Source organism: Ornithinimicrobium cavernae, from assembly GCF_003121625.1.
GTDB classification, from domain to species: Bacteria; Actinomycetota; Actinomycetes; order Actinomycetales; family Dermatophilaceae; genus Ornithinicoccus; species Ornithinicoccus cavernae.
Genome location: NZ_QDDJ01000012.1, coordinates 131,260 through 154,932, shown reverse-complemented (window position 1 = coordinate 154,932; position 23,673 = coordinate 131,260). Strand labels below are relative to the sequence as shown.

Sequence of the window (23,673 nt, the reverse complement as noted above, 5' to 3'; positions counted from 1 at the left end):
CCTCAGCCGAGCGCCGCACCGCCGCAGACGCGGAGCGTCTGGCCGGTGACGTAGCCCGCGCCGGGGGAGGCCAGGTAGGTCACGGCCGCGCCGATCTCCTCCGGCGTGCCCATCCGCTGCAGCAGCTGCTGGCTGAAGTCGTAGCTCACCGTGCCGGTCATCGGCGTGGCCACCGGCCCCGGGGCCACCGAGTTGACGGTGACACCGTGCCTGCCGACCTCCTTGGCCAGCCACGTGGTGAGCGCGATGATGCCACCCTTGGAGGCTGCGTAGGCGGGACCGGAGCGACCACCGCCCTCACCACCGGACGTGGGACCGCCCATGATCCCGCTGATCGAGCTGATGTTGATGATCGTCCCTGCCCCGCGCTCGACCATGTGCGGGTGCAGCGCGGCCTGGCAGAACAGGAACGTCCCACGCAGGTTGGTGTCGATGTCGCGGAACCACTCCTCGTCGGTGAACTCCGGCAGGCCGCTGCGACTGGCCGTGCCGGCGTTGTTGACCAGGATGTCCAGCTGACCGAACTGGGCCACGGTCTCGTTGACGACGGCCTCGACCTCGGCCCGCTCGCGGACGTCGACGACCCGTCCCTCGAAGGTGCTCGACGGGTAGGCGGCGCGCAGGGCCTCGACGGTCTCCGCCGGGTCGAGCACGTCGACCACGACCACACTGGCGCCGCGCTGGGCCAGCTGCTCGGCGATCGAGCGCCCGATGCCGCGGGCGGCGCCGGTGACCAGCGCCACCCGGCCGGTCAGGTCGAACAGGTCGACGGGTGCGACCCGCTCAGGTGCGGTGGTCGTCATGTCAGACTCCTAGGAGGTCGGGTAGCCAGTTGGACAGTGCCGGGATGAAGGTCACCAGGGTGAGGACGATCAGCACGGCGGACAGGAAGGGCATGATGCCCTTCACGACCTCGGACAGGGGTGCTCGGGCGATGCCGGCGGCGACGAACAGGTTGACGCCGACGGGTGGGGTGATCATGCCGACGGCCAGGTTGACGACCATGAGCACGCCCATCGTCGTGACGTCCACGCCCACGTGCAGCAGGACCGGGGCCAGGAGCGGCACGAAGAGGTAGAGGGCGGAGACGGCGTCGATGAACATGCCGACGATGAGCAGCAGGACCATCACGATGAGCAGGATGAGGTACTTGTTCTCGGTGATGCCCAGGAGCGCGTCGGAGACGGTCTGGGCCACCTGCTGGCGGGTGATCACGTAGGCGAACACCGAGGCGCAGCCGACGATGAGCATGACGACGGCGGACTGCACCGCGGCGACGGTGAACACCCGCGGGAGGCGGGTGATCTTGATCTCCCGGTAGATGAACAGGCCGACGATGAGCGCGTAGACCGAGGCGACGACCGCGGACTCGGTGGGGGTGAAGATGCCGCCGTAGATGCCGCCGAGGATGATGATCGGGACCAGCAGGCCGGGGATGGCCCGCAGGAACGCGCTGGCCCAGTGCTGTCGGGCCGTGCCGTCGCCGACGTGCTCGGCGACCTCTGCCTCGGCCTCGGAGAACGGCTCGGCCTCCGGGGCGGTGTAGGCACCGGCGCCCAGGCCGTCGGTGTCGGCAGTAGCCGGGGTGTCGCTCGTGCCGGTGCCACCGCGGGCGCCGGCCAGGGCCGGTTGGGCGGTCCGGGCGGCCACCTGGGGCATGACGCGCGGTAGGAAGAACGCGGCGACGATCAGGGCGATGGCCATGAGGATGCCGGGCACGATGCCGGCGATGAACAGGCGGCCGATGGAGACCCGTTGGTACTCCGAGACGACCACGGCGAAGATGATGAACGCGATGCTGGGGGGCACCACGATGCCCATCGAGCCGGCGGCGGCGACCATGGAGGCGGCGTGCCGCCGGGCGTAGCCGCGGCGGATGAGCGCGGGGATCAGGATGGACCCGATCGCCGCGACGGTGGCCGGGCCGGAGCCGGAGATCGCGGAGAAGAAGAACGCGGAGATGACCACGACCATGGCCAGGCCGTGCTTGAACTTGCCGACCACGGCGTCGGCGAAGTCGATGAGTCGGGCGCTGATCCCGGCGTACTCCATGATCGCGCCGGCCAGGATGAAGAACGGGATGGCCAGCAGGGTCTCCGAGGACAGCGAGGCGAAGACCACGCTGGGCACCACGGACAGCTGGTCGGCGCCGGAGGCGTAGACGATGGTGGCCACGGCCGCCAGGCCCAGGGAGAAGGCCACCGGCACGCCCAGGGCCAGGAGCACCAGGAAGGAACCGAACAGGATGAGCTCGATCATGCGATCGCCTGCCCCTGGGTCAGTCCCTCACCGGTGGACTGGCCCCGCAGACCGCGCACCGTCACCTGCACGGTGCGCAGGATGCCCAGTACCGAGCCGACCGGCAGGGCCAGGGTGAACACCCACTGGGGCATCCGCATCGCCGGGGTGGCCCGGCCGCTCTGCAGCTGGGAGGCCACCTGGTCCCACCCGTAGCGGGCCAGGATGAGGAAGAACAGGATGATGGCCACGCCGATGAGCACGGTGAGGACCTGCTGGGCCCGGCCGCGCAGCTTCTCCTGCAACAGGCTGAACCCCAGGTGGCTGCCCTCCCGGATGCCGATGACGGCACCCAGCATGGTCAGCCACACCGCGACGTTGATGGTGACCTCGGTGGTGAAGGCCAGGGAGGCGTCCAGGAAGTAGCGGGTCACGACGTTGAGGAACGCCACGGAGGTGATCGTGGCGAACGCCAGCGCCGTCAACCCGTTCTCGACCGCCGACAGTGCGCGGTCCACGCCTCAGCCCTCCGGGGTGACTGCCGTGGCGAGGTCCTCGCCCCAGATGTCCTGGTACTGCTCGTAGACGGGGTTCATCGCCTCGCGGAAGGCCGTGGCCTCTTCCTCGGTCAGCTCGATGACCTCCATGCTGGAGCGCAGCTCCTCCAGCTCGCCGTCCTCCTTCTCCCGGTTGTTCGTGATCTGGAGCTCCGCGGCGGCCTTGGCAGCCTCCTCCACGATGGCCTGGTCCTCAGGGGACATGGAGTCGTAGACGTCCTTGTTCATCCCGAGGATCAGCGGGTCGTAGACGTAGTTCCACACCGTCAGGTGGTCCTGGACCTCGTTGAGGCCGGAGGTGTAGATGATGTCGATCGGGTTCTCCTGGCCATCGATCGTGCCCTGCTGCAGCGAGGTGAACACCTCGGAGAAGGTCATCGTGGTCGGGTTGGCACCCAGCTGCTTGTAGATGTCGTCGAACAGGCCGATGCCGGGAATGCGGATCTTGAGGGCCTTCAGGTCCTCGGGGGTGCGCACGGGGCCGCGGCTGTTGGTCAGCTGGCGGAAGCCGCTCTCACCCATGGCGAGGAGCTGCACGCCGTGCTCGGCCGAGGCCTCCTTGTAGGCCTCGATCCCGGTGGCCTCCAGCGTGGCGCGGGCCTGCTCGAGGTCGGTGTAGAGGAACGGTGCGTTCACGGCGCCGAACTTGGGGTCGATGCTGGCGTAGATGATCGTCGAGTTGAACGAGAGGTCCTTCTCGCCGTTCATCAGCTGCTCCAGCCCGGCCACGGTGTTGCCGTTGGAGAGCTGCTCGTTGGGGAAGATGTTGACCTTCATGCGCCCGCCGGACTTCTCCTCGACCTGGTCGGCGAAGAGCTCGGCGCCCTCGAACCAGGTGGACGTGTTGCCGGTCGTGACGGTGAAGTCCCATTCATAGGTCTCGCCGTCGGCGCTGGCGCCGTCGCCCCCGCCGCAGGCGGTGAGGACGAGACCGGACGCGAGGACCACCGACATCAGGCCCAGGGTGTTGCGTGCTTTCACGAGTGTTCTCCTGCCGTAAGGGGACGCCGCTCTGCGCCCAGTGCGTGGCGCTGCTGTGCGCCGTGGGGTTGGCACCGGCGGGAGTCCTCGAGAGGCACCCCGTCGTGTCCACTGGTCGATGTTGCGCGGCCGACGGGGGCCGTGTCAACGTTCCACCCCTTGATTCGCAATATTGCCGGTCCACTATGTGGTCCGGACTTTACGTCTTAGGTCGCGGTCTGCATACTGCATCTATGCGCGATGATGCGGCTGTTGACCCACTGGACCGAGTCCGTGACAGAGGCCAGATACTGAGACGTTCTGCAACGTGGAACGTCGCTCATGCCATGGACGAGTCCGCTGCCGGCTCCGGTGCCCAGAGCATCCACCGCGCCCTGACCCTGCTCAACCTGCTCGGTGTCATGGCCCGTGACCGGCCCGACGGCGTCACTCTGGCCGACCTCGCGCACGTCAGCGGCCGCCCCAAGGCGAGCGTCCACCGCGTCCTCAACGCCCTGGTGCAGCTGGGCTACGCCGAGCGCATCGAGCCCTCCGGGCGCTACCGGCTCGGCCTGCAGTCGCAGATCCTGGGCGAGCTGGCCGGCGAGCGCACCGACCCGCTCATCCGCACCGCGAGCCCGAGCCTGGTCCGGATCGCCGAGCTCTCCGAGGACACCACCTTCCTCACCGTGCGACAGGGGTCGTTCTCGGTGTGTGCCCGCCGCGAGGAGGGGTTCGGGGAGATCCGCAACAACGCTCTCGCGGTCGGCGACCGGCACCCCCTGGGGGTGGGCGCCGGGAGCCTGGCCATCCTCGCCGCGCTCGAGGACGACGAGGTCGAGCAGGTCATCGACGTCAACGACGAGATCATGAGCCGCCGCTATCCCCGCATCTCGGCGGACCTGCTGCGCAACGTGGTCGACCGGACCCGCCGTGAGGGTTACGCCCTCAACGAGGGCCTGGTGGCGCCCGGCTCGTGGGCGGTCGCGGTCATCATCAACGTCCCCGGACGCGGACCGACGGCGGCGCTGTCGGTCGCCAGCATCGAGCCGCGACTCAGCGGCGCACGCCGCGACGAGCTCGTGGCGGTCATGAAGAAGGAGGCCTCGGTCATCGAGGCCTCCCTCGCCAACCAGCAGAACGACGAGGGCACCGGACCGGTGACCCCGCACGCACAGGCTCCGAGGAGGACCTCTTGAACGCATCACCCGTGATCACCGGTTGGGCACACAGCCAGTTCGGCAAGTCGCAGGAACCGGACGTGGAGACGCTCCTGGCGGGGGTGACGGCGCAGGCGCTGGAGCACGCCGAGGTGGACCCGGCAGACCTGGACGGCATCTTCGTCGGCGTCTTCAACGCAGGCTTCTCCCAGCAGGGCTTCGAGGCCGGGCTCGTGGGTGTGGGTCAGCCGTCGCTGGGCCGGGTGCCGTCGGTGCGTCTGGAGAACGCCTGCGCCACCGGCTCGGCCGCCCTCTACGCGGCCCTCGACTTCGTGCAGTCGGGCCGCGGCAAGGTCGCCCTGGTGGCGGGGGCGGAGAAGATGACCGCGTCGCCGCACGAGGTGGTGAACAACGCCCTGCTCCACGCGTCCTACCGCGCCGAGGAGGAGCAGGCCGGGAGCTTCGCGGGCATCTTCGGGCAGATCGCCGAGGAGTACTTCGCCCGCTACGGCGACCACGGCGACACCCTGGCCCGTATCGCCGCCAAGAACCACGCCAACGGCATCGACAACCCCTACGCGCACCTGCGCAAGGACTTCGGCTTCGAGTTCTGCAACACGGTCTCCGACAAGAACCCGCAGGTCGCCGGCCCCCTGCGCCGCACGGACTGCTCGATGGTCTCCGACGGCGCCGCCGCACTCGTCATCACCTCCGCAGACCTCGTCGACTCCGCCCCCCGGGCCATCACCTTCCGCGGACGGGCGAACGCCAACGACTACCTCCCGCTGAGCCGGCGCGCCGACGTGCTGGAGTTCGTCGGCGCGAAGGACGCCTTCACGCGCGCGATGGCCGAGGCCGGCACCACGCTGGAGGACCTGTCCCTGCTGGAGACGCACGACTGCTTCACCGTCGCCGAGCTGCTGGAGTACGAGGCCTTCGGTCTGGCCGAGCCGGGCAAGGGTGCCACCGCCATCGAGAGCGGCCGCACGACCCGGGACGGTGACCTGCCGGTCAACCCGTCCGGTGGGCTCAAGTCCAAGGGGCACCCCATCGGCGCCACCGGCGTCAGCCAGCACATCATGGCCGCCATGCAGCTGGTCGGCGAGGCCGGCGACATGCAGATCGCGGACGCGGACGTCGCCGGTGTCTTCAACATGGGCGGTGCCGCCGTCGCCAACTACTTCTCGGTGCTGGAGCGCGCCAAGTGAGCGCCCCTGTCCAGGAGGTGCGGGCCAGCCAGCCGGTGCCGTTCGCAGAGCTCGCCCCGGCGGCGTCGTCACGCCCGCAGGTGCGGGCCGTCAGCCTGGCGCAGGCCCTGCGCCACAACGCGAGGCGCTTCCCCGACCGTGACGCGGTCGTGCACGGGGAGACCCGGATCAGCTGGGCGCAGCTGGACCGGATGGTCGATGACCTCGGCGCCGAGCTCCAGGCCGGCGGCATCGGCCGCGGGGACGTGGTGCTCGTGCACTCGCCCAACCACATCGAGCTGATCCAGGTCATGTACGCCACGTGGCGCATCGGCGCGGTCTTCGCGCCCACGAACTTCCGGCTCACAGCCGGTGAGGCGGCCGGCCTGGCCGACCTGTGCCGTCCCAAGGCCCTCATCTGCCACGTGGACTACGCCGACCACGCCGCGGCCGTCGGCGCCGAGGTCGACCTGACCGCCGGGACCTGGTGGATCGGGGCAGGTGAGGGACAGGAGCGGGCGATTGCCGGCATACCGGCCGGTGGAGAGCCGACCGTCCCCGATCTGCTCCCCGGAGACCACGCCTGGTACTTCTTCACCTCCGGCACCAGCGGGCGGCCCAAGGCCGCCGTGCTGACGCACGACCAGATGGGCTTCGTGCTCACCAACCACCTGTGCGACCTGATGCCCGGCACGACTGAGGAGGACGCCCACCTCGTCGTGGCGCCGCTGTCGCACGGGGCCGGGATCCACCACGCCGCACAGGTGGCGCGGGCCGCCAAGACCGTGCTGCCGACATCCTCGAGCATGGACACCGACGAGCTGTGGTCGCTGGTCGAGCGCGAGCGGGTGACCAACATGTTCACCGTGCCGACCATCCTCAAGACGCTCGCGGAGGCACCCGAGGCCACCAGGTACGACCACTCGTCGCTGCGCTACGTGATCTACGCCGGTGCGCCGATGTACACGGCCGACCGCGACCACGCCCGGGCGGTGCTCGGCGAGGTGCTGGTGCAGTACTACGGGCTCGGCGAGGTGACCGGCAACATCACGGTGCTGCCGCCGCACCTGCACGGGCGTCCGTCACCGGAGGGCGTGGAGTTCGGCACCTGTGGCTACCCCCGGACCGGCATGGAGATCAGCATCCGCGCCGAGGACGGCACGGAGGTCGCGACCCGCGAGCAGGGCGAGATCTGTGTCGCCGGCCCCGCGGTGTTCGCCGGCTACCTCAACAACGACACGGCCAACGCCGAGGCGTTCCGGGACGGCTGGTTCCGCACGGGCGACCTGGGCATGCTGGACGAGGAGGGGTTCCTCTACGTCACCGGCCGCGCGTCCGACATGTTCATCAGCGGCGGCTCCAACATCTACCCCCGGGAGATCGAGGAGAAGCTGCTCAAGCACCCGGCGGTGGGGGAGTGCGCGGTCCTGGGCCTGCCCGACCCCAAGTGGGGCGAGGTCGGTGTCGCCGTCTGCGTGCCGAAGGCCGGTGCGCAGGTCGACGAGGCCGAGCTCCGGGCCTTCCTCGAGCCGCTCATGGCGCGCTACAAGATGCCGAAGACGTTCGTCTTCTGGGAGACCATGCCCAAGTCGGGGTACGGCAAGATCGTCAAGCGCACCATCCGGGAGACGCTGCTCGGGCAGGACGGCGCCGTATGACGCGTGCCACCTCGGCCACGACCGTCACCGGCCGTGCGGGAGAGCCGCTGGTCTACACGGGGCCGGCCCCGGCTCAGCGGCTGGCCTCGGTGCCCAGCCCGGTGGTCGTGGTCCGTGGTGAGCTGGCCGCTGGTGAGCTGCTGACCGACGCGCTGTGGGCGCTGCTGGAGCCGACGGGCGCGCAGGCCGCGAGCGTCGAGCTCGGCACGGGGACCTTCGGGCACCTGCCGTTCGTCTACCCGGCCATCAGCGAGGACCCTGCCCAGCCGGTGTCCTTCAGCGAGCCGCACGTCGCCCCGGGGCCCGCTATGGTGCTGAGCGGGTCCGGGACGGTGGGTCACCGGTTCGGTGAGCGGTTCACCCACACCCACGCGGCCTGGCTGGACGCCCGCGGACGACTGCGGGGCGGACACCTGCTGCCCGACGCCCGGGTCGGGGACGTCCCGATCGAGGTCGTGCTGCGGGCGCTCCCGGGGGCCGAGCAGGTCAGCGCCGACGACCCGGAGACCGGCATGCCGGCCTTCACCCCGCGGCCGTACACCGGGCCCGCCCTGGACGTGCCGGCCGACGCACCCCGCGCAGTCATCTCGCGGGTCCTGCCGGGGGTCTACCTCGACGAGGCAGTCCTGCGGGTATGCCGTGAGGCCGGGTTCGGGCGCGCCCGCGTCCGGGCGAGCCTGGGCAGCACCGTCGGTGCCCGGCTGCTCGCCGAGGACGGCGAGGTCCACGAGGTCGCCTGGCCGGCGGTCGAGTACACGCAGCTGCTCGGCGGCGCCGACCTCAGCGGCCCGGAGCCCGTCGTGGAGCTCCAGGGGACCCTGGTCGACATCTACAGCGAGGTGCACAACGGTGTGATCGCCCTCGGGGAGAACCCCGTGGCGGTCACCTTCGAGCTCTATGTGGAGGAGGTCCTCTGATGACCGGACGTGTGGAGGGACGGGTCGCCCTCGTCGTCGGTGCCGGATCCGTCGGCGACGGGGTCAGCAACGGACAGGCGGCCGCGGTGACCTACGCCCGGGAGGGCGCCCTCGTCGGGTGCGTCGACATCGCTCTGGAGGCCGCGCAGGCCACCGTCGCGATGATCGAGCAGGAGGGCGGCCGTGCCGTCGCGCTCTCCGCCGACGTGACCGACGAGGCGCAGGTGGCGAGCGCCGTGTCCGGCGCCGTGTCCGCTCTCGGGCCGATCGACATACTGCACAACAATGTCGGTGCCACCTTCCTGGGTGGGCCCACCGAGATCTCGCTCGAGGCCTGGCACAAGGCCTTCGCGGTCAACGTCGACTCGGTGCTGCTGACCACCAAGTACGTCCTGCCGTCGATGATCGAGCGCGGTGGTGGGGCGATCGTCAACATCTCCTCGGTCGCCTCCCTGCGCGACGTCGGCTACGACTACCCGGCCTACATGGCGGCCAAGGCCGCGGTGAACCAGCTCACGGTGTCCATCGCGCTGCGCAACGCCGCGCACGGCGTCCGCGCCAACTCGGTCGCGCCCGGCTTCATCGACACGCCGCTGGTGCGCGCCCAGCTGCACTCGCAGGCGGACTCCATCGAGGAGCTGCTGGCCGTGCGCCACGCCGCCTGCCCGCCTGGCAGGATGGGCACACCCTGGGACGTCGCCAACGCGGCGCTGTTCCTCGCCTCGGACGAGGCGGCGTATGTCAACGGAGTGTGCCTGCCGGTCGACGGCGGCCTGACGATGAGAGCGGTGTGACGATGGAGAACCCTGCGGCAACCCCCGATCGCGCGCGCCCGGGTGGCGGGCTGGTCCTGCCCCTCGGTGACCGTGTGCCGGCCGTGCACCCGGAGGCCTGGCTGGCTCCGCACAGCGTCGTCTCCGGCCGCGTGACCGTCGACGCCGGCACGAGCTTCTGGTACGGCGCCTCAGCACGCGGCGACGCCGAGGACATCACCGTCGGGCGTGACTCGAACCTCCAGGACAACGCGGTGATCCACGCCGACCCCGGCTTCCCCGCCACGGTCGGTGACAACGTGTCGATCGGCCACGGCGCGGTCCTGCACGGGTGCACCGTCGGTGAGGGCACGGTCGTCGGGATGGGCTCGGTGATCCTCAACGGTGCCGTGATCGGTGCCGGTTGCCTCGTCGCGGCCGGGGCCGTCGTGCTGGAGGGGACCCAGGTCCCGCCCGGCTCCCTGGTGGCCGGGGTCCCCGGCAAGGTGCGCCGCGAGCTCACCGAGGAGGAGCGCGCCGGCCTGCGCGAGTCGATCGGCCACTACCCGCAGCTGGCGGCGATGCACCGCGCCGCGCTGGAGGCCTGAGGCGCTGCTCGCGCCCTCCGGCCCCTGGGCTACCTTGAGGGCGTGGATACGGACGGGATGCTCGCCCTGCTGCAGGAGGTGGCCGAGGAGGTCATCAACCCCCGGTTCCGGGCGCTGGCCGAGCACCAGGTCATCGAGAAGAACCCGGGCGACCTGGTCACGGTGGCCGACCGGGAGGCCGAGGTCCTGATCACCCGGCGGCTGCAGGACGCCTACCCGGGGGCCGTCGTCCTGGGGGAGGAGCACTTCCAGGCGAACCCCGCGGTGCTCGAGGACTACGCAGCGGCCCCGCACGCCTTCACCGTCGACCCGATCGACGGCACCAAGAACTTCGTCAACGGCTCCAAGGACCATGGCGTGATGGTCGCCGAGCTCGACGGGCCGGACGTCGTGCGCAGCTGGATCTGGCAGCCGCAGCACGAGGTGGCCTACGTCGCCGAGCGGGGCGCCGGCGCGTTCCGCAACGGGGAGCGGCTCACCCGTCCGCCGGTGGCGGATCCCGAGGCACCGCGCGGCGTGACCTCGCACCGTCGGTGGATCGGGACGAGCCTGGGCGAGCTGCCACCACTGGAGCTCACCTGGATCTGCTGCGCCGTCGACTACCCGATGCTCGTGGAGGGCGCGGCCGACTACATCGTCTACAAGGGGCGCCAGCCCTGGGACCACGCGCCGGGGTCGTTGCTGCTCAGCGAGGCCGGCGCCTTCCTCGGCACCTTCGCCGGTCAGCCCTACGACGCCCGGACGGTGCCCGCGGGCGGGCTGGTGGGCGCCGCCGACCAGAGCCTGTATGCGGCGCTGTTGCCCCTGATCCCGTAGCCGGCCCCTCCTCGCACGACTCAGAGGTGCGCCCTCGGCATGGGGTGCACTCGGTCGGCTGAAGTCCCGCGTCACGATGCGCCCGGTGGCGTGGATTCTCGCGTCACGTCGCGCCCGGTCGGGGAGCGGATCGGGGCGCCGTGACCACATCGTGACCCGCGTCGTCGTTGACTTCTGCCCGGGACGTCACTAGGTTTCTGCCGAAACCTGAATCACCTTTCAAGTTCACGTCCCACAAAGGAGTGCTCGATGTCCCGCTCGTCCCTCACGGCCCTGTCGCTGGCCACGGTCCTGGCGCTGGCAGCCTGCGCCCCGTCCACCTCTGACGACTCCGACGACAACGACGCACCGGAGGCCGGTGGCGACGGCAACGTGGCCACCGCCGAGGACGCCGGCGGCGGCGAGCCGTTCCAGGTCGGCATCATCTACTCCGAGACCGGCCCCCTGGCGGCCTACGGGGCGCAGTACCGGTCGGGCCTGGAGGCCGGCATCGACTACGCCACCGGCGGCACGGGCGCGATCGACGGTCGCGAGATCGAGATCACCTACCGCGACGACGCCGGCAACCAGGACACGGCCGTCGCCGCGGCCAAGGACCTCATCGGGCAGGACTTCAAGGTCCTGGGCGGCACGATCGTCTCCGGGATCGCCGTCGCGATGGCCGACCAGGCCGAGCAGAACGAGATCCTCTACATCTCCGGCCCGGCGGCCGTCGACGCGCTCACCGGGGTCAACGACTACACCTTCCGTTCCGGCCGGCAGAGCCTGCAGGACGTCGCTGCCGCCGGGGCGTTCCTGGACGGTGAGGCCAACAAGGTCGTCGTCTACGCCCAGGACAACGCCTTCGGTCAGGGCAACCTGGCCGCCGTCGAGGCGGTGCTGGGTGCGGGCGGGGCCGAGGTCAGCAGCGTGCTCGTCCCCGAGGACGCCACCGAGTTCACCCCCTTCGCCGCGCAGCTGAAGGAGGCCGACCCGGACATGATCTTCGTGGCCTGGGCCGGCGCCACCTCGGCCAACATGTGGCAGGCGCTGGACCAGCAGGACGTCTTCGAGGTGGCACCCGTCGTCACCGGCCTGGGCGACTCGGTCACCTTCGACGCCTACGGTCCGGTCGCCGAGAACATCAGCTTCCTCAACCACTACTTCCCCGGTGCACCGGACAACGAGGTCAACACCGCGATGATCGAGGCCGTCGAGGAGGCCGGCGGAACCCCCGACCTGTTCACTCCGGACGGCTTCGTCGCGGGTCAGATGATCGTGCAGGCACTGACCGAGGGCGACGGCGACGTCAACGCGATGATCGACGCGCTGGAGGGCTGGGAGTTCCAGGGCCCCAAGGGTGACTACACGATCCGCGAGAGCGACCACGCGCTCATCCAGGACATGTACACCGCCAAGCTGGTCGCGGACGGCGACACCTGGGTGCCCGAGCTCATCGACACCGTGCCGGCCGCCGACGTCGCACCGCCGGAGGCGTCCGGCAAGTGACGGTCGCACAGCAGGGCTCCGGCGCGGGAGCGGGCACCGTCGCTCCCGCGCTGGAGGTCCGGGACCTGTCGCTGAAGATCGGTGGCGCCCAGATCCTGGAGAACATCTCCTTCACCGTGCCGACCGGTCAGATCGTCGGCGTGATCGGCCCCAACGGTGCCGGCAAGACGACGCTGTTCAACCTGGTCTCGGGCGTGCTCCGGCCGACCGCGGGCACGGTCCTGCTCGACGGCCGGGACGTCACCGGCCGCTCGGTCACCCAGCGGGCCGTCGCCGGTCTCGGGCGCACCTTCCAGACGTCCTCGGTGTTCCCCGCGCTCTCGGTGGAGGAGAACGTGCGGCTCGCGGCCCAGGTGGCCGAGGGGAGGGCCATCTCCCTGCTCACCTTCCCGCGCCGGGGCGACCGTGCCTCCGACCGGGCGCGCCACCTGCTCCGTGAGGTGGGTCTGGGGGACCGGATGGGGTTCCGCGCCGGTGACCTGCCGCACGGGGACAAGCGCAAGCTGGAGATCGCCATGCTGCTCGCCACGGACCCCTCGGTGGTCCTGCTGGACGAGCCGATGGCCGGCGTCGCCTCCGGGGACGTGGCCGGACTGACCGAGGTGATCCGCAGCCTCCACACCGACCACGGGTGCACCGTGCTCATGGTCGAGCACCACATGGAGGTCCTGCTCGGGCTGGTGGAGCGGGTCGCCGTGCTCCACTTCGGCCACCTGCTCGCGCTGGACAGCCCGGACGCGGTGATGGCCGACCCTACTGTCCAGAGTGCCTACCTGGGAGAGACCGTATGACGCGCGCCCCCGTCCCCGACGCGGTCCTGACAGTGCGCGGGCTGGCAGCCCACGTCGCCGGCCAGCAGGTCGTCGAGCACGTCGACCTCGAGGTGGCCGCCAACGGGGTCACGGCCCTGCTCGGGCGCAACGGCGTCGGCAAGACCTCGACGATCAAGGCGGTCATGGGCCTGATCGACCGGGCCGGCACGATCGAGCTCGACGGCCAGGACATCGGCACCCTGCCCACCCACCGGGTGGCCCAGCTGGGTGTCGGCTACGTGCCGGAGGACCGGGAGGTCTTCTCCGCCCTCAGCGTCAGCGAGAACCTGCGCATCGCCGAGCGCAGGGGACATCAGCACCGCTACGACCTGGTCTATGACCTGTTCCCGGAGCTCAGGCAGCGCGCTGGTCAGGCCGCCGGCACCCTGTCCGGCGGTCAGCAGCAGATGGTCTCCCTGGCCCGGGCCCTCCTCAACGACAACCGGGTCCTGCTCGTCGACGAGCCCACCAAGGGCCTGGCGCCACGCCTGGTCCACGAGGTCGGGCGGGCCCTGGCCCGGGCCGCCGAGGTGGTCCCGGTCCTGCTCGTCGAGCAGAACCTGCAGGTGGTGCGCGACCTCGCCCACCACGCCGTCGTCCTCACCGGCGGCCGGAGCGTCCACCACGGGCCCGCCGCCGAGTTCCTCGACGACCCTGACCTGACCCAGCGGCTGCTGGGGGTCTCCACCGGATCGGAGCGAGCCGTATGAGCACCGTGATCCTCCTGGCGGTCACCGGCGTCGGTCTCGGCGCGATCTACTTCCTGGTCGCCTGCGGCCTGTCCCTGATCTACGGCCTGATGGGTGTGCTGAACTTCGCCCACGGCGTGTTCCTGTCCCTGGGCGCCTTCCTCGGCCTGGAGGTCGCCCAGCTCCTGGGGGCCTCGACGTGGACCGGCTTCGCCGTGTCCCTGCTGGTGGGCGCACTGGCCGGGGCGGTCTTCGCCGCGGCGACCGAGCGGATCCTGGTCCAGAGGCTGTACAACCGGCACATCGAGCAGGTGCTGGTCACCGTCGGCCTCGGGCTGGCTGCGGTCGCCCTGTTCGACGGCATCTGGGGCACCGACCCGCGCTTCCCCAGGGGCCCGTCCTGGCTCGGTGAGACCACGGGCGTCGCTGGTGCGAGCATCCCCAACGTCGTCTTCATCGCGATCGTGTCCGCGGCAGCCGTGCTCGCGTCGATCGTCCTGTTCCTCAAGCACACCCGCTACGGCATGATCATCCGCGCCGGGGTGGAGAACCGGTCCATGGTGACGGCGCTGGGCATCGACGTCCGCACCGCCTTCACCCTGGTCTTCACCATCGGTGGTGCCGCCGCGGGGATCGGTGGCGTGCTGGCCTCCCACCACTTCGGCTACGTCTCGCCGATGCTCGGACAGACCCTGCTGATCTTCGCCTTCATCGTGACCGTGATCGGTGGCCTCGGCTCGCTGATCGGTGCGGCCGTCGCCTCCGTCCTCGTGGCCCTGCTGCAGCAGTTCGCCAACTTCTACCTGTGGGGCACCGGGGACTTCGCCGTGGTCGTCCTGCTGGCGCTCGTGCTGCTCACCCGACCCTCCGGCCTGATGGGGAGGAAGGCATGACTGCGATGAACACACGGGGGACCGAGCAGGTCGTCCAGGACAAGGTCGCGGCGATGCGCCACGCCGCCCGACCGCCGGAGGGCGGGCCGGGCGCGAGCGGTCTCCGCTCCCGTCTGCCGGGCCTGGTCGTGCCGGTCGGCCTGGTCGTGCTGCTGGCCTGCCTGCCGCTGCTCGACCTCTCGCTCCCGGGGGTGCTGCCGGGGGCGACGTACACCCCGGGAACGCTGCACCTGCTGGCCCTGGCGATGGTCATGGCCGGCGCCGCGCTCTCCTACCACCTGCTCTTCGGCGTGGCCGGGCTGCTCTCCTTCGGGCACGCGCTCTACTTCGGCCTCGGCGCCTACGGACTGGGCATCGTGATGGAGGGGCTCGGGCTGGGTCTGGTCCCGGCGGCGGTGCTCGTCCTGGTGGTCGGCCTCGTCATGGCGACGCTCCTGGGCGCGGTGTCCCTGCAGGTCACCGGCATCCCGTTCGCGATGGTCACCCTGGCCTTCGCGCAGGCCGGCTTCGTGCTGGTGCGCAAGAACCCCGGGAAGCTGACCGGCGGCGAGGAGGGCCTTCGGCTGCCGACCGACTACGTGCCCGACTGGCTGGTGGGCGTGGCCGACACCCGCAACCTGTACTGGGTGGCGCTGGCCGCCCTCGTGCTGGCCTTCGCCGTGGTGACCTGGGTGCAGCGGAGCCGGGCCGGGCACGTCGCCGAGGCGGTCCGTGAGAACGAGCTGCGCGTGCAGGTGCTGGGCATGCGGCCGTTCCTGGTCAAGCTGGCGATCTTCGTCGCCGCGTCGGTGATCGCCTCCGGCATGGGCATGGTGCACCTGCTGCTCAACTCCGGTGCCGTGCCGCACACCCTGAGCGCGGAGTTCACCATCTCGTTGCTGCTGATGGTCGTGCTCGGCGGTGTCGGCTCCCGCTGGGGCGCTGTCGCCGGCGCCTTCGTCTACGTAGTCCTCAGCCAGCGACTGGCCGTGCTCGCCCAGTCCTCGGCGATCGACGACCTGCCCGCCGTGCTGCGGATACCCCTGTCCGAACCGATGTTCATCCTGGGCACCATCTTCATCCTCGTGGTGATGTTCCTGCCGGGCGGGCTCGCCGCTCTGGGGCTGCGGGTGCGCGCGCTGTTCTCCCGCCGCGCGGCCGCGCCACCCGAGGACCGTTCCGGCACGCCCGGGGCGCTCGTGCAGGAGGATGATCAGCAGCGATGACCGATGACGTGACCGCCCACCACTCGGCCGCCGGGCCCCACACCCTGGGTCGCTGGCCCACCGACCGCGCCCGGCTCCACCCCGACCGGGTCGCCATCGTCGACCGCGGGGTCGAGCTGACCTACCGCGAGCTGGACGAGCGCTCCCGGGCGCTGGCCCGGGCCTGGCGGGACGCGGGCTACCGGCGGGGTGACCGGGTGGCGACGCTCGTCGGCAACAGCGCCGAGCACGTCATCGCGTTCTTCTCCTGCGCGCGGGCCGGCCTGGTGCTGGTGCCGCTGTCCTGGCGGCTCACCGCGACCGAGCTCGCCGACCAGGTCGGCCGGGCCGACCCGGCCGTCCTGCTCGTGGAGGACGAGACCGAGACCCTGGCCCGCAGCGCCCTGGCCCGGGTCGCCGCCCCCGTCCCCACGGCATACCTGGGGCAGGTCGGCACCGAGCAGCCGGTGCCCGCCCCCTGGCACGGCGCGCACCTGCAGGAGCCGTATGCCGTCGGGCCGGGTCAGCCCGGCACCGACCAGCTCGGCGGTCGGCCGGGATCGCTGCTCGACCGGGCCGGGCCGGTGCAGGACCGGGACCGGCTGCTCATGGTCTTCACCTCCGGCAGCTCCGCCCGGCCCAAGGCGGCCGTGCTCACGCACGCCTCGTGCTTCTGGACCAACCTCTCGCTCTCGCGGACGCTGGAGCTGGACGAGACCGACGTGGTCCTCAGCGTGCTGCCACAGTTCCACGTGGGCGGGTGGAACATCCAGCCGCTCCTGGCCTGGTGGACCGGCGCGACGGTCGTGCTGGAGCGCTCCTTCGACCCGGGGCGCGCCCTGCGTCTGATCGCCGAGCACCGGGTCACCACGATGATGGGCGTCCCCACGCACTACGCCCGGCTGGCCGAGCACCCGGGCTTCGACCGGACCGACCTCAGCGCCCTGCGCAGCGCGGTCGTCGGCGGTGCCCCGATGCCCGCCCCCCTGCTGCGGATCTTCCACCAGCACGGCGTCGCGCTCACCCAGGGCTACGGGCTCACCGAGGCCGGCCCGAACGTGCTGTGCGTCCCGCCGCGCGAGGCGATGCGGCGGGTCGGCTGGGCGGGCGTGCCCTACCCGCACGTCGAGGTGCAGCTGGCCGACCCGGTCACGGGGGAGCACCTGACCGGTCCGGGCACGGGCGAGCTGCTGGTGCGCGGGCCGGGAATGTTCGCCGGCTACTTCCGCGACGAGGCCGCCACCCGCGCCATCTGGCGGGACGGGTGGCTGGCCACGGGTGATGTCGCGACCCGGGACGAGGCGGGCTACCTGCGGATCGTGGACCGGTTGCGCAACATCTACATCTCCGGCGGGGAGAATGTCGCACCCGCGGAGGTGGAGGCCGCGCTGCGGCTCCACCCGGCGGTCGCTGACGCCGTCGTCGTGGGCGTGCCGGACGAGCGGTGGGGCGAGCGTGGCGTGGCCCTCGTCGTCCGCCGACCCGGCGTGGTCACCGACGCCGTCGAGCTCACCGAGCACTGCCGGGACCGGCTCGCGTCCTTCAAGGTGCCGAGCGCCGTGCACCTGGTCAGCGAGCTGCCCTACGGCTCGCTGGGCAAGGTGGCCCGCCAGGCGGCGCTCGCGGCCGCGCTGCGCGCCGAGGACGCGGGCCGTGGCGCACCCGGGACCACCGGCCAACCGGCCGATCACGCATCAGCCCAGCACACGGCATACGGAGGTCAGTCATGAGCACCGGGGAACTCGCCCCACACGTCGACCGGACCGCCCGCACCCCACGGGGTGCGCGGACCCGGGCCAAGCTGCTGGAGGCGGCCGAGCACGTGTTCGCGACGGTCGGCTACCACGAGGCCTCGATCGTCAAGATCACCGAGCAGGCCGGGGTGGCCCTCGGCACCTTCTACACCCACTTCGAGGGCAAGAAGGAGATCTTCGACGAGGTCGTGGCCGACCTCTCCCACCGGGTGCGGCTCGCGATGAGCGAGGCCTCGACCGGGGTCGAGGACCGGATCGAGGCCGAGCGTGCCGGGTTCCGCGCGTTCTTCACCTTCACCGCGCAGCACCCGGCGCTCTACCGCATCATCCGGCAGGCCGAGTTCGTCTCGCCGGAGTCGATGCGCCGGCACTACGACAACATCGTCGACGGCTATGCCGCCGGGCTCGCGGCTGCGCGATCCCGCGGCGACATCCGGGACGTGGACCCGGTCGTCGCCGCGTGGGCGCTGATGGGTGCCGGTGAGCTGATCGGGATGCGGTGGGTCCTCTGGGAGGGCGCCGACGAGATCCCCGAGGGCATCTACGAGGGACTGATGGACGTCATCCGTGGGGCACTGGCGCCGACGGACCTCGGCGATCCCGGTCCGAACCTCCCCAAGAAGGCGCACGGGGCGGTCCAAACCTCCCCAAGAATGGAAGGGACCCAGCGATGACGCGCAAGGCACTGGTGACCGGAGGGGGCAGCGGCATCGGGGCCGCGATCGCCCGGCGGCTGGCCACGGACGGCCTGCACGTCGTGGTCGCCGACCGCGACCGCGGGGCCGCGGAGGCGCTGGCCGCCGAGGTCGGCGGCGAGGCCTGGGTCGCCGACCTGTCGGACACGGCGGCGCTCGAGGACCTGCGCCTGGACTGCGACGTGCTGGTGAACAACGCGGGCATCCAGCGGGTGGCGCCGATCCACGAGCTCGACCCGGAGGACTTCCGGCTGATCCACCGGCTCATGCTGGAGTCGCCGTTCCTGCTGGTCCGGGCCGCGCTGCCGCACATGTATGCGCGGGGCTGGGGTCGGGTCATCAACGTCTCCTCCGCGCACGGCCTGCGGGCCTCGGAGTTCAAGGTGGCCTACGTGTCGGCCAAGCACGGCCTGGAGGGGCTGTCCAAGGTGACCGCGCTCGAGGGCGCACCACACGGGGTGACATCCAACTGCATCAACCCGGGCTATGTGCGGACCCCGTTGGTGGAGAAGCAGATCGCCGACCAGGCGAGCACCCACGGGATCCCGGAGGACGAGGTCATCGAGAAGGTCATGCTGACCCGCTCGGCCATCAAGGCGCTCATCGAACCCGGGGACGTCGGGGCCCTGGCCGGTTTCCTGGCCAGCGACGCCGCAGGCATGGTCACCGGCGCCTCCTACGCGATGGACGGCGGGTGGACGGCCCAGTGACCACGACGGAGCTCCTGCCCTCCCTGGCCACGGTGGTCGGCGACCGCTACAGCACCCACGAGGTGCCGGTCCGCGGCGGCACCATGCACGTCGGCGTCTGGGAGCCCGCGAACGGCGACCCGGAGGCCCCGACGGTCCTGGCGATCCACGGCATCACGGCCTCCCACGTCGCGTGGCCGCTGCTGGCGCGGGCCCTGCCGGACGTGCGGGTGATCGCGCCCGACCTGCGCGGTCGGGGCCGGTCACGGGACCTGCCGCCGCCCTACGGCATGCCCAGTCACGCCGACGACGTGGCTGCGGTGCTGGACTCGCTGGGGGTCCGCACAGCGGTCGTCGTCGGGCACTCGATGGGCGGGTTCGTCTCCCTCGTGCTCGCCGACCGGCACCCCGAGCGGGTGAGCTCCCTGGTGCTGGTGGATGGTGGTATGCCGCTGCTGCCGCCCCCCGGCCTGGCGCCGGAGGCGCTGTCCATGGCGATCCTCGGCCCGGCCGCCGAGCGGCTCCGGATGACCTTCCCGGACCACGCGGCCTACCGCGAGATGTGGCGCAGCCACCCCGCGTTCACCGAGTGGGTGGACCTGACGACCGCCTACGTGGACTACGACCTGGTGCCGGCCGGGGAGGACGGCCTGCGACCGGCCACCCGGGTGGAGGCGCTCAACGAGGACATCCGGGAGCTGGTGGACGGTGACTCCCTGCTCAGGGCGCTGGCCCACCGGCGGCACCCGGCGTCGTGGCTCGTGGCGCCGCGCGGGTTGCTGGACGAGGAGCCCCCGCTCTATCCGCGGGAGGCGCGCGATCGCTGGAGCGCCGAGCACCCCGACCTGCAGGTCAGCGTGGTCGAGGACGTCAACCACTACACGATCGTCATGCTGCCCCGCGGGGTCGAGCAGGTGGTCCCGCACGTGCGCGCGGCCCTGGCCCGGTGACGATCTGGTAACGACGGGCCGTGCGGGGGCCGCACGCACGTAGCCTGTGCAGCGATGTCCACCACGACCAGGATCGGCGGCTGGGTCGCCGTGGTGGCACTCGGCCTCTTTCTGGCGCTCACGGTCCTGCCGCCACCCGGTGGCCCGGTTCCGGTGCCCCGCAGCCTGAACACGGACCTCACCCACCTCTTGTGGCCCTGGACCTGGCACCGGGCCGACCCGCGCCTGGTGCTCGTGCTGCCGCTGCTCGTGACCGGCCTGGCGCTCTGGCGCCGTCCCGCCTGGCTGGCGACGGTGGCCGTCCTGCCGGTGGCGGTGGAGGCCTGGCAGTATGCCGTGCCCGGGCTGGGGCAGACCGCCGCGGCCCGGGACCTGGCCCACGCCTGGATCGGGCTGACGACCGGCGCCCTCCTCGGGGTCGCGGCGGCAGCCGTCGTCCGCTGCGGTGCGAGGGTGCTCCGCGGCCGGCGGCGCCCGGTCCGGGTGCTGGTGCCGGTCGCCACGGTGACCCTGGTGCTCCTGGTGGTCTCGTCGGCCTGGCCCTCGGGGGAGACCGAGGCGGTGGCCGACCCCGTTCCCGGAGCCCAGGGTCCCCTGCTCGGCGCGGACCGGCACGGCGAGCCAGTGCCCGCCGAGGTCACGGCGTGGATCGGCGCCGGCACGGTGCCGGGAGCCGGCACGACGCACGAGGACATGGCCAGGGCCGCCCTCCGGGACCTCCGGCTCCTCACGGAGGATCTCGAGGAGGGCAGTCTGCCCGCCGCGGGCCCGGCTCCCCGGTGGGACTTCTTCTGGCCGCGCGACGGCGCGTTCGTCGCCGTCGCCCTCGGCCGGACGGGCCACGCCGCCGACGCGGCGGTGCTCCTGGACAGGGTGTCGGTGCTCTCTCTCGACCCGCTCTACGGCTTCGACGCCCGCTACCTGGTGGACGGTGACCGCGTCGTCGATGACCCGCGCGGCGCACAGGTCGACGGCTGCGGCTGGGTCCTCTGGGCGATCCACGAGACCGCTCGGCTCACCCCGGTGTCGGCCGAGGTGCACGACCTGCGGGACCGGTGCACCGACCAGCTGCTGCGCGTGACCGGTGGAGGTGCCCAACTGGCGGCGCCCAGCCCGGACTACTGGGAGCGGGCCACCTACGAGCGGCTCCTCGGGGCCAACGCCCCCCTGGTGCTCGGGCTGCGGTCGGCCGCAGCCGACTACCGGGCCCAGGGGGCTGTGGAGCGCGCGAGCGTGGTGGGGCGTGCCGCGAGCGAGCTCCGGGAGGTCGTCGGCGACCACTTCGGCCCCGACTTCCAGCGCACCCGGCACGGTGGTGGGCTGGACGCGGCCACGGCGATGCTCATGCCACCGTTCGACCCGCAGCCGTTGCCCGGGGTCCGTGAGGCGTGGCTCGGTTACCAGGAGAGCGCGTCCCGCCCGGCGGGTGGTCTGGCACCCGGCGCCGCGTGGAAGCAGGACGGGGTCTCCTGGACCCCGGAGGTCGCGCTGGTGGCCTACACCGCCGCGGCCGACGGGCAGGACACGCTCGCGCTGGAGTGGCTGGACTGGCTCGACGCCCACCGTGCGCCGTGGGGATCACTGCCGGAGAAGGTCGGCCCCGCGGGTGAGCCGGGTGGCCCGGCACCCCTGGGGTGGACGAGTGCCCTGGTGCTGTTGACGCTCAGCGAGCTCGCGTGAGCCGCTGCGACGGCGCCTGACCCGCCGCGCACGAGCACGAGGGCACCGCCGTCGCCGGCGCGCTCGTCCTGGCCCTCGGCATACTGCCCTCCGTGGCCAGCACCTCGCCCCACGTGCCCACCCTCGCCGTGCCCGCGGCCTACGTGCAGCCCGAGCCGGTCACGCTCGCCGCCGAGCCGGCAGGCGAGCTCGCCGCCCGGGACGCCAACCAGGGCGTCGCCGTCGACGACACGCACGCCTACGCCATCAACAACCGCAGCATCACGAAGATCGACCGGAGCACGGGGGAGCGTGTGCTGCAGTTCGTCGGTGACCCCGAGGGACCCATCCAGCACCTCGACAGCGGGGTCGTCGTGCGCGGCACGATCTACGCCGCGCACTCCAACTACCCGGAATGGCCGATGGAGAGCTCGATCGAGGTCTTCGACGCGCGCACCCTGGAGCACCTCGACAGTCACCCGATCGGGATCGACCGCGGGTCACTGACCTGGCTGGACTTCCACGACGGGTCCTGGTGGGCCGGGTTCGCGAACTATGACAACGTGCACGACGGCCGGGTCTACGGCGAGAACCCGAACGCCCAGATCGTGCGGATGGACGACAGCTTCCAGGTGGAGGCGGGGTATGTCGTGCCGCGGCCGATCCTCGACCGGTTCGCCCCGATGTCCAACAGTGGGGGTTCGTGGGGACCGGACGGCAACCTGTACCTCACCGGGCACGACCTGCCGGAGGCCTATGTGATGCAGCTGCCGATGGCCGGTGCCGAGCTCGAGTGGCTGGCCACGGTGGAGCTGCCTGGCATCGAGGGGCAGGGCATCGCCTGGGACCGTCCCTCGAAGGGACAGGGCAAGGACCCGCACCTGTTCGGGATCGACCGGCCGAGCAGGGAGATCAAGGAGTTCGACATGCCGCTGGACGGTGCGGTCCCCGAGCCCGTCCCCGCCCAGTGGACCGTCCGGTCGGCTGACGAGATCAGCGGCTGAACCACGCACCGGGCGGGTGGTCGTCCGGTCCGCGGGTCCGCGCGGACCGGAAAACCATCCGGCACAGCCGGCTCAGTCGGCGGAGTCCGCGGCGTAGAGCACGCTGAAGCGCTCGAGGACGATCGGCAGGTCGTCGGTCACCGGTGCGCGCTGCGCCGACCGCTCGAAGAAGCGGCGGTGCACGTCGCGCCAGTGCCCCAGGCTGAGGTCGCCCTCGCCCTCGGCGGCGGCGTGGGCTGCATCGACCTCACCGAACGGCACGGTGCGCACCGAGGTGGTCTGGATGAGTGCTCGGGGCCGGCCCCGGCCGTCCGTGATGATCGACAGGTCGCCCTCCTCCGGCTCGCGCTCGCCCGTGGCGACGAAGTCCCGCTGCGCCGACGAGGTCGCGGTCTTGGTGCCGGCCAGGACCAGCGCCAGGAGTGCATCGGCGTCCTCCGGGCCGGCCCCGAAGGACCAGGCCGGGGGAGCCAGCGCCTCGCGTGCGTTGACCCCGAGGTAGCCGGGCACCCGGTTGACCTTGGCCCGCAGGCGGGCGTCCTCCCAGAAGGACTGGATCGCGTCCTCAGTCGTCATCACGGCTCCTCATCACGGGTTGCACGGTGAGCCCCGACCCTACTGGGAGGCGTCGGGGGAGCCCCCGTCGTGCCCGTGGCGGGCGTCGTGCACCGCGTGGTTGAGAGCCAGCTGGCGGGCCAGCACGGTGTTCTGCTGCTCGAGCTGGCGCATCCTGCGGTAGCTCGCGGCCACGTAGCCCAGGAAGGTGATGGTCAGCCCGTAGAGCAGCAGGTCCGCGCCGCGGCCGACACCGACAGCCCGGGCCACCTGGGTCAACAGGGGCGGGAACAGGATCGCCATGGCCGCCAGCAGGACGAAGCCGACCAACAGCAGCCGTCGGATCGCCTGGTGGCGCGCCCCCGCGGTCGAGCGGGTCAGCAGCACGGTCACTCCGACGATGCCCACCAGCAGGATGACCTTGATCAGTGGTTGGTCCAGCACGGCT

24 protein-coding genes are annotated in these 23,673 nt (G+C 71.6%); 18 read left to right on the top strand and 6 right to left on the bottom strand.

Annotated elements, in window-relative coordinates; all coding sequences use genetic code 11:
* Positions 1–2: 2 nt before the first annotated feature.
* Genes DA085_RS14835 through DA085_RS14820 form a run of 4 tightly spaced genes read right to left on the bottom strand, consistent with a single transcriptional unit; the run spans position 3 to position 3,776 of the window.
* On the bottom strand, positions 3–803 hold the full coding sequence (locus tag DA085_RS14835) for an SDR family NAD(P)-dependent oxidoreductase (protein WP_109473742.1): 801 nt from the start codon (positions 801–803) through the stop codon (positions 3–5).
* Between the two features lies 1 nt (position 804).
* Positions 805–2,259, bottom strand: a complete 1,455-nt coding sequence (locus DA085_RS14830; RefSeq protein WP_109473741.1) for a TRAP transporter large permease — start codon at positions 2,257–2,259, stop codon at positions 805–807.
* Positions 2,256–2,756, bottom strand: coding sequence for a TRAP transporter small permease (locus tag DA085_RS14825; protein ID WP_109473740.1), 501 nt, complete (start codon positions 2,754–2,756; stop codon positions 2,256–2,258). Before DA085_RS14825 ends, DA085_RS14830 begins: the two co-directional genes overlap by 4 nt.
* A gap of 3 nt (positions 2,757–2,759) precedes the next feature.
* Complete coding sequence (locus DA085_RS14820) at positions 2,760–3,776, bottom strand: DctP family TRAP transporter solute-binding subunit (protein ID WP_237565544.1); 1,017 nt, start codon at positions 3,774–3,776, stop codon at positions 2,760–2,762.
* 326 nt (positions 3,777–4,102) lie between these two features.
* Between DA085_RS14820 and DA085_RS14815 the strand changes: the two genes are divergently transcribed.
* The 18 genes from DA085_RS14815 (at position 4,103) to DA085_RS14730 (ending at position 22,670) form a co-directional block, all read left to right on the top strand.
* Positions 4,103–4,954 (top strand): IclR family transcriptional regulator, encoded by an 852-nt coding sequence (locus DA085_RS14815; protein ID WP_237565543.1) that lies wholly within the window; start codon positions 4,103–4,105, stop codon positions 4,952–4,954.
* Positions 4,951–6,123 carry an acetyl-CoA acetyltransferase gene (locus tag DA085_RS14810; protein WP_109473738.1) on the top strand — a complete coding sequence of 391 codons (1,173 nt, stop codon included), beginning with the start codon at positions 4,951–4,953 and terminating at the stop codon, positions 6,121–6,123. The genes DA085_RS14815 and DA085_RS14810 overlap by 4 nt, the downstream gene beginning before the upstream one ends.
* The gene (locus DA085_RS14805) at positions 6,120–7,760 is read left to right on the top strand and encodes an acyl-CoA synthetase (protein WP_202619257.1); all 1,641 of its coding nucleotides are present in this window, start codon (positions 6,120–6,122) and stop codon (positions 7,758–7,760) included. The genes DA085_RS14810 and DA085_RS14805 overlap by 4 nt, the downstream gene beginning before the upstream one ends.
* The gene (locus DA085_RS14800; RefSeq protein WP_109473737.1) at positions 7,757–8,677 is read left to right on the top strand and encodes a PCC domain-containing protein; all 921 of its coding nucleotides are present in this window, start codon (positions 7,757–7,759) and stop codon (positions 8,675–8,677) included. Before DA085_RS14805 ends, DA085_RS14800 begins: the two co-directional genes overlap by 4 nt.
* Entirely contained in the window at positions 8,677–9,471 is a 795-nt protein-coding gene (locus tag DA085_RS14795; protein ID WP_109473736.1) for an SDR family NAD(P)-dependent oxidoreductase, read from the top strand. The genes DA085_RS14800 and DA085_RS14795 overlap by 1 nt, the downstream gene beginning before the upstream one ends.
* A 2-nt stretch (positions 9,472–9,473) precedes the next feature.
* Positions 9,474–10,037 (top strand): gamma carbonic anhydrase family protein, encoded by a 564-nt coding sequence (locus tag DA085_RS14790; protein ID WP_109473775.1) that lies wholly within the window; start codon positions 9,474–9,476, stop codon positions 10,035–10,037.
* Between the two features lie 42 nt (positions 10,038–10,079).
* On the top strand, positions 10,080–10,853 hold the full coding sequence (locus tag DA085_RS14785; RefSeq protein WP_109473735.1) for an inositol monophosphatase family protein: 774 nt from the start codon (positions 10,080–10,082) through the stop codon (positions 10,851–10,853).
* 249 nt (positions 10,854–11,102) lie between these two features.
* On the top strand, positions 11,103–12,341 hold the full coding sequence (locus tag DA085_RS14780; protein ID WP_109473734.1) for a substrate-binding domain-containing protein: 1,239 nt from the start codon (positions 11,103–11,105) through the stop codon (positions 12,339–12,341).
* Complete coding sequence (locus tag DA085_RS14775) at positions 12,338–13,132, top strand: ABC transporter ATP-binding protein (protein ID WP_419866514.1); 795 nt, start codon at positions 12,338–12,340, stop codon at positions 13,130–13,132. The genes DA085_RS14780 and DA085_RS14775 overlap by 4 nt, the downstream gene beginning before the upstream one ends.
* A complete protein-coding gene (locus tag DA085_RS14770; protein ID WP_109473733.1) occupies positions 13,129–13,863 on the top strand; it encodes an ABC transporter ATP-binding protein in 735 nt (244 codons plus the stop codon). The genes DA085_RS14775 and DA085_RS14770 overlap by 4 nt, the downstream gene beginning before the upstream one ends.
* Complete coding sequence (locus tag DA085_RS14765) at positions 13,860–14,735, top strand: branched-chain amino acid ABC transporter permease (RefSeq protein ID WP_109473732.1); 876 nt, start codon at positions 13,860–13,862, stop codon at positions 14,733–14,735. The genes DA085_RS14770 and DA085_RS14765 overlap by 4 nt, the downstream gene beginning before the upstream one ends.
* Positions 14,732–15,940, top strand: coding sequence for a branched-chain amino acid ABC transporter permease (locus tag DA085_RS14760; RefSeq protein ID WP_237565542.1), 1,209 nt, complete (start codon positions 14,732–14,734; stop codon positions 15,938–15,940). Before DA085_RS14765 ends, DA085_RS14760 begins: the two co-directional genes overlap by 4 nt.
* Positions 15,937–17,649 carry a class I adenylate-forming enzyme family protein gene (locus tag DA085_RS14755; protein WP_109473731.1) on the top strand — a complete coding sequence of 571 codons (1,713 nt, stop codon included), beginning with the start codon at positions 15,937–15,939 and terminating at the stop codon, positions 17,647–17,649. Before DA085_RS14760 ends, DA085_RS14755 begins: the two co-directional genes overlap by 4 nt.
* On the top strand, positions 17,646–18,347 hold the full coding sequence (locus tag DA085_RS14750; protein ID WP_109473730.1) for a TetR/AcrR family transcriptional regulator: 702 nt from the start codon (positions 17,646–17,648) through the stop codon (positions 18,345–18,347). Before DA085_RS14755 ends, DA085_RS14750 begins: the two co-directional genes overlap by 4 nt.
* The gene (locus DA085_RS14745) at positions 18,344–19,078 is read left to right on the top strand and encodes a 3-hydroxybutyrate dehydrogenase (RefSeq protein WP_109473729.1); all 735 of its coding nucleotides are present in this window, start codon (positions 18,344–18,346) and stop codon (positions 19,076–19,078) included. Before DA085_RS14750 ends, DA085_RS14745 begins: the two co-directional genes overlap by 4 nt.
* Entirely contained in the window at positions 19,075–20,007 is a 933-nt protein-coding gene (locus tag DA085_RS14740; protein ID WP_237565541.1) for an alpha/beta fold hydrolase, read from the top strand. Before DA085_RS14745 ends, DA085_RS14740 begins: the two co-directional genes overlap by 4 nt.
* Positions 20,008–20,061: 54 nt before the next feature.
* Positions 20,062–21,687, top strand: coding sequence for a glycoside hydrolase family 15 protein (locus tag DA085_RS14735; RefSeq protein WP_109473728.1), 1,626 nt, complete (start codon positions 20,062–20,064; stop codon positions 21,685–21,687).
* Positions 21,688–21,779: 92 nt separating this feature from the next.
* Entirely contained in the window at positions 21,780–22,670 is an 891-nt protein-coding gene (locus tag DA085_RS14730; RefSeq protein WP_109473727.1) for a hypothetical protein, read from the top strand.
* Between the two features lie 72 nt (positions 22,671–22,742).
* On the opposite strand, the gene DA085_RS14725 is transcribed toward DA085_RS14730, so the two are convergent.
* Positions 22,743–23,246 carry an ASCH domain-containing protein gene (locus tag DA085_RS14725; protein ID WP_109473726.1) on the bottom strand — a complete coding sequence of 168 codons (504 nt, stop codon included), beginning with the start codon at positions 23,244–23,246 and terminating at the stop codon, positions 22,743–22,745.
* Between the two features lie 39 nt (positions 23,247–23,285).
* Positions 23,286–23,669, bottom strand: a complete 384-nt coding sequence (locus tag DA085_RS14720; RefSeq protein ID WP_237565540.1) for a DUF2304 domain-containing protein — start codon at positions 23,667–23,669, stop codon at positions 23,286–23,288.
* Positions 23,670–23,673 lie beyond the last annotated feature (4 nt).

What these genes read in the sequence shown, in the direction of transcription:
- DA085_RS14745 (WP_109473729.1), top strand. Translation starts at nt 18,344, where the DNA reads ATGACGCGCAAGGCACTGGTGACCGGAGGGGGCAGCGGCATCGGGGCC.
- DA085_RS14835 (WP_109473742.1), bottom strand. Translation starts at nt 803, where the DNA reads ATGACGACCACCGCACCTGAGCGGGTCGCACCCGTCGACCTGTTCGAC.
- DA085_RS14790 (WP_109473775.1), top strand. Translation starts at nt 9,474, where the DNA reads ATGGAGAACCCTGCGGCAACCCCCGATCGCGCGCGCCCGGGTGGCGGG.
- DA085_RS14815 (WP_237565543.1), top strand. Translation starts at nt 4,103, where the DNA reads ATGGACGAGTCCGCTGCCGGCTCCGGTGCCCAGAGCATCCACCGCGCC.
- DA085_RS14830 (WP_109473741.1), bottom strand. Translation starts at nt 2,259, where the DNA reads ATGATCGAGCTCATCCTGTTCGGTTCCTTCCTGGTGCTCCTGGCCCTG.
- DA085_RS14725 (WP_109473726.1), bottom strand. Translation starts at nt 23,246, where the DNA reads ATGACGACTGAGGACGCGATCCAGTCCTTCTGGGAGGACGCCCGCCTG.
- DA085_RS14765 (WP_109473732.1), top strand. Translation starts at nt 13,860, where the DNA reads ATGAGCACCGTGATCCTCCTGGCGGTCACCGGCGTCGGTCTCGGCGCG.
- DA085_RS14735 (WP_109473728.1), top strand. Translation starts at nt 20,062, where the DNA reads ATGTCCACCACGACCAGGATCGGCGGCTGGGTCGCCGTGGTGGCACTC.
- DA085_RS14755 (WP_109473731.1), top strand. Translation starts at nt 15,937, where the DNA reads ATGACCGATGACGTGACCGCCCACCACTCGGCCGCCGGGCCCCACACC.
- DA085_RS14760 (WP_237565542.1), top strand. Translation starts at nt 14,732, where the DNA reads ATGACTGCGATGAACACACGGGGGACCGAGCAGGTCGTCCAGGACAAG.
- DA085_RS14795 (WP_109473736.1), top strand. Translation starts at nt 8,677, where the DNA reads ATGACCGGACGTGTGGAGGGACGGGTCGCCCTCGTCGTCGGTGCCGGA.
- DA085_RS14750 (WP_109473730.1), top strand. Translation starts at nt 17,646, where the DNA reads ATGAGCACCGGGGAACTCGCCCCACACGTCGACCGGACCGCCCGCACC.
- DA085_RS14780 (WP_109473734.1), top strand. Translation starts at nt 11,103, where the DNA reads ATGTCCCGCTCGTCCCTCACGGCCCTGTCGCTGGCCACGGTCCTGGCG.
- DA085_RS14770 (WP_109473733.1), top strand. Translation starts at nt 13,129, where the DNA reads ATGACGCGCGCCCCCGTCCCCGACGCGGTCCTGACAGTGCGCGGGCTG.
- DA085_RS14800 (WP_109473737.1), top strand. Translation starts at nt 7,757, where the DNA reads ATGACGCGTGCCACCTCGGCCACGACCGTCACCGGCCGTGCGGGAGAG.